4 protein-coding genes are annotated in these 5,310 nt (G+C 42.1%); all 4 read right to left on the bottom strand.

Going from position 1 to position 5,310, the window contains the following annotated elements:
• Positions 1-1,839: electron transport complex subunit RsxC (gene rsxC / locus CWC16_RS19285; protein ID WP_138542684.1), on the bottom strand; the 1,839-nt coding region annotated here is incomplete at its 3' end.
• Between the two features lie 8 nt (positions 1,840-1,847).
• Positions 1,848-2,402, bottom strand: coding sequence for an electron transport complex subunit RsxB (gene rsxB / locus CWC16_RS19280; RefSeq protein WP_004589479.1), 555 nt, complete (start codon positions 2,400-2,402; stop codon positions 1,848-1,850).
• A 1-nt stretch (position 2,403) separates the two neighbouring features.
• Positions 2,404-2,985, bottom strand: coding sequence for an electron transport complex subunit RsxA (rsxA, locus tag CWC16_RS19275; protein WP_004589478.1), 582 nt, complete (start codon positions 2,983-2,985; stop codon positions 2,404-2,406).
• Between the two features lie 213 nt (positions 2,986-3,198).
• Positions 3,199-5,142, bottom strand: a complete 1,944-nt coding sequence (locus CWC16_RS19270) for an EAL domain-containing protein (RefSeq protein WP_138542683.1) — start codon at positions 5,140-5,142, stop codon at positions 3,199-3,201.
• Positions 5,143-5,310: the final 168 nt, after the last annotated feature.

The following is a 5,310-nucleotide window of genomic DNA, read 5'->3' as shown; positions in this document are numbered from 1 at the left end:
AATAGCAGCAGCTACCGCAGCTTTTTTATCATCAGCTGGGGCGGTTGCTTCATCGTTTTGTGGTTCAACGCTTTGCTCAGCTTGCGCCACTTTTTTCGCTTTAGCACGAGCAATAGCAGCAGCTACGGCTGACTTTTTATCATCGGGTGCTGATGATGACTCGCCCTCCGCAGCTTTTTGTTCTTTATATTTACGCGCTTTTTCTTTACGCAGTGCGCGCTCTTTAGCTACTTCACTGTTATCTGGCTCTAGCTCTTCACCTTGCTGTTTTTTCGCTTTGGCGCGGGCTATGGCAGCGGCTACAGCTGATTTTTCATCGCCATCGGATGATTTGCTCTTAACGCGGGCAAGGGCATCTGCTACTTTTTGTTTTTCATCTGGTGTTTTGGCCGCTGGTTTACGTTTATGGCGATTTTGACGTTCTTGTTGCTCGCGCTCTAGGCGCTCTTTACGGGCGTCAAAACGCTCTTTTGCTCTATCGGCTTTAATTTTTTCGGCTTGCTGCTCTTTTATTTCTACTTTTGCTACGCGGTAATATTGCACCAATGGAATTTCGCTTGGGCATACATACGCACACGCGCCACATTCAATACAATCAAATAGGTTGTGTTCTTGTAATTTGTCGTATTCTTTTGATTTTGCAAACCATTGTAATTGCTGTGGTAATAACGAAGCAGGGCAGGCATCTGCACAGGCACTACAGCGTATACAGGCTTTTTCAGGGCCAGGCTCTGCCAGCTCTTTATGATCGGGGGCTAAAATACAGTTGGTGGTTTTAATTACCCCAATACGTACCGTAGGCAAGGTAAAGCCCATCATCGGTCCGCCCATGACAACGCGCTGCTGTGGTACGGGTGAAAAACCTTGGCAATCTAGCAGGTGCTTAACTTCGGTGCCTAGTAATGCCCATACATTACCCGCATTATGAATAGTGTTACCCGTTACTGTAACAACGCGTTCAATAAGCGGTTTACCTTCGTATACGGCTTGTTGTACAGCAAACAAAGTACCGGTGTTGTGCACTAAAATACCAATATCGGCCGGAATACCGCCACTAGGTACTTCACGGTTTGTGAGCAATTTAATTAATTGTTTTTCGCCGCCCGAAGGGTAAACAGTAGGCACTGTTTGAATGACAATATTGGCGTTGTGCTCTGCGGCACTTTTCATAGCTGCAATGGCTTCGGGTTTGTTATCTTCTATACCAACAATACACAGTGTCGGGTTTAGAATTTGTTGCATTAGCTCAATGCCTTGCACTACTTGCTTGGCATGTTCACGCATTAATACATCGTCGGCCGTTATGTAAGGTTCACACTCAACCGCATTAACAATTAAAAACTCAATAGGTTGCTTTATATCGGCTTTTACATAAGTAGGAAAGCCTGCTCCACCCATACCACTTATACCTGCTTGATGAATAATATCGACTAATTCATCGTGGCTAAGCTCACTTGGGTTAGGGGTAGGAGTCAGTTCGCACCATTGATCCTTGCCATCAGGCTCAATAATAATACTTAGCTCAGGTAGAGCCGATGGATGCGCCGAAGGCACAGGGCTAATATCTGTTATTGTGCCAGAGCTGGGCGCATGTACAGGCACAGACCAATTCGCAACAGGCACGGTAAGTGCTTGACCTTTTAATACCTGTTGGCCTTTTTCTACAATTAACTTACCGTTAGCACCTATGTGCTGTTTAATTGGTACAACTAACTTATCTGGCAGAGGGAGCCTAGCAATACGCGCACTGTTAGAGAGTGTTTTTTGTTGTGGTGGATGCACGCCGCCCGGGAATGCCCAAACGGTGCCTTTTTTAATTTGTTCAAGTAACTTTTCCACTCAAACCTCTAATCTATTTGCGTGACAGGAATAGCATCAAGTTGCCATTTCCAGTTTTGTTTTGTTTCGGCTACAGGCAGCATATCAATGCAATCTACAGGGCAGGGCTCTACACATAAATCGCAGCCGGTACACTCTTCAATTAATACAGTGTGCATTTGGCGTGTTGCACCAACAATGGCATCAACAGGGCATGCCTGGATACACTTAGTACAGCCTATGCACTCGTCTTCGCGAATATAGGCCACTGTTTTGATCGGCTCTGCTTGCTCACCACCGGCAAGCGGTTTAGGCTCAACGCCCATTAAATCGGCCAGCTTTTTAACCGTTGCTTCACCGCCTGGCGGGCATTTATTAATTTCATCCCCGTTGGCAATTGCCTCAGCATAAGGGCGACAGCCCGGATAGCCACACTGGCCACACTGAGTTTGTGGTAAAATGGTATCTATTTGCTCAACAATTGGGTCGCCTTCTACACGAAAGCGAATAGCTGCAAAGCCTAAAATAAGTCCAAAAACAAGCGCTAGCGAGCCAAGCGCTATCAAGGCATACATTAAGGTCATATTAAAACTTCACTAATCCGGTAAAACCCATAAACGCCATTGACATTAAGCCGGCGGTTATCATGGCTATTGAGGCGCCTTTAAACGGGGTGGGAACATCTGCAGCAGCAAGGCGTTCGCGCAGCGCTGCAAATAATACAAGTACTAATGAAAAGCCAACGGCTGCGCCAAAACCATATACAGCAGATTGTAAAAAGGTGTGATCTTCTTTTATGTTAAGAAGCGCAACACCTAATACCGCACAGTTAGTGGTGATCAGCGGTAAAAATATACCTAATAAACGGTATAAAGTAGGGCTAGTTTTACGCACAACCATTTCGGTAAATTGCACCACAACGGCAATCACTAAAATAAAGCTCATGGTACGTAAAAATTCGATGTCTAGCGGCGCTAAAATATATTGATTAACTAAATAGCTTGTAACAGAGGCAAGAGTAAGCACAAACGTGGTTGCTAAAGACATGCCAATTGCGGTATCAAGCTTGCCTGATACACCCATAAATGGACATAAGCCTAAAAATTGTACTAATACAAAGTTATTAACTAGAACGGTTCCAATCAATAACAAGACATATTCTGTCATGTGTGCCTCGCGCTATTAAAATCCCGTGTATTATCCTTTTTTCTGCCCCGATAAACAACATATGCGAGTCGTTATCAGTTAAATAAACACGGTAAAATAATTAAGCGATCACAAAGCTGTAAAATTTATGTGATTTTAAAGTAAGTGAAAAATTAAACAGTTAAAACACAAAAAGAGCAACATGTGCTCTTTTTGTGTTTTTTTAAGCAGGGCTTAAATGTCTTTTGGTTTTTCTATGTAATAACCTTGCACGCCATCTAGGCATAAGGTCTCTACTATGTGTTTTTCTTCTTGGCTTTCAACGCCCTCTGCAAACACACTCACGCCAATGCGGTGGGCTAAATCAACCATTAGGCGCATAAAGTATTGATTATTTTTATCATCTTCTAGACCGCGTGTGTAACTTGCATCCATTTTAATAAAGTCGGGTTTTAAATCACGGAAAAACTTAAACGAGGTTAATCCTACACCAAAGCGTTCAACCGTTACGCGGGCCCCTACGCGGTGTACCATATCAATAAAGCGTTTACTGGCTTTAATATTTTGCTGTAGGCCAAACTCACTTACTTCAAATACTAATTTAGAGGCTATATGCGTATCTTTTAATAAGCGGCGTTCTAACCAAATAACAAATTGGTCGTTATGTGCGCTTGAGGCGGTCACGTTCAGGCCAAAAAACTTTTCAGACAGGTTGCGGCTTTTAATTTTTTCAAGTGACGAGTCAATAATTAAGCGGTCAATTTCTATGGCCATGTCGAGCTTTTCAGCCATGGCTAAAAATGAGGCAGTAGGAAGCACTTGGTTATCTTCGGTTTTAAAACGTACTTGTATCTCTGCATAAGCCTTAATGCTTTTACCCAGCGGCATAATATTTTGCATTACTAAGTGAACACGTTTTGATTCAATTACTTCGTTAATCACTTTGCGCCAGTTTTGGTTACCAAACCCAGCACTTACATTATTGACTAAATCGGTTTCGCGCTGCACATGCCATGCATTTACTTGCTTAGATTGCGCCATGCTCATTGCGTTATCTACAACCGATAATAGCTCGCCCAGCGGTTTGCCTTTTTCGTAGCCCACAATGCCCGTATTAGCCACAGAGCTGAGCTCTTGATTTTGCTGGTATTGAGTAAAGCGCGATTGCAGGTTTTCACCAAAACGCTCTGCTTCTTTAAGTGGGGTATTAGGTAATACTATGGCAAAGTCTGAGCTATTTAGCCTAAATACTTGGCTACCCGTGTAGGTACCACTTATATGTTTAATTATATCGGCCACACCTTTAACGTAGTCATCACCTTTTTGATAGCCACGGCTTTGGTTTATCGATTGCAGCTCACTACAGCGCACAAGCGCTAGCGAGCCAAAGGTACTGCGCTCACTGTTTTCGATGTGCTTTTCGTAATATTCAACAAACATATTACGGTTGCCTAATTCGGTAATCACATCTTTGTAGGCTTCTTGCTTAATGCTTAGGGCAGCGTTTTGAATATCATCATTTTTATTTTTTAAAAAATGCGAAAGGCGATTAAAGCTAGGGACTAAATCTTTACCTAGCTTTTTCATTTTACTGGCATCAAGCGCGGTGTTTAAGTCGTCACCAATTTGATTTTGGTTAATGTAAATGTCTATTACATCGGCAACGGTCATGCTGATATTTTTATTTAAGCTATGAAAAATAGACTTCATTAATACGATCGGAATAATCACTAACAACGCTGAGATAAAAATAACAATAAACAGTGAAGTTTGAAGTTGTTGGGCTAAACGCTCTATATTGAGAGTAAATTCTACTTTTATGTCTGCGGCGTCGTTAACTGCAAATTGCGGGCGAACTGAATTAAAACTAGATTGAATAAACTCAGCAAACATGGGCAGCTGGGTAGGGGAGTTAACTGAAAATACTTCAGCCCCTTGGTAGTCTCTTAGTATAAAGTTTGAAAACGTTTTACCATCAGCAATCGCTTTTTTTATACTTTCAGGCGAAATCTCGTCGCTTGTTAAGCTGTTAATGTAGTGTGTTACACTGGTTTGTGCCGAAGTTTGTGCTTCACTTACTGCATTATTAAAGCTTACAGATATGAAGTAGCTTCCAGCCGCAACACATACAAGCCAAGACAGGATTTGTATAAAAATAAGTTTTTTAAAGCCAGCCATGTTATCAATCTTTTAATAGTTCAAAAGGAAAGGAATCAAGTCCTTGATCATTCAACTAATAGCAACACATTAGAATAGATATTATGTTTTAGTTATAAAGCAGAAGAGTAGTGGAAAATTACTGAAATGTCTATGAAATTCTTATGATTGGCTCCCCCTCCCCGACTC

Source organism: Pseudoalteromonas sp. S3776 (genome assembly GCF_005886915.1).
Taxonomy (GTDB): Bacteria; Pseudomonadota; Gammaproteobacteria; order Enterobacterales; family Alteromonadaceae; genus Pseudoalteromonas.
This window is presented reverse-complemented; position numbering and strand designations above follow the sequence as displayed.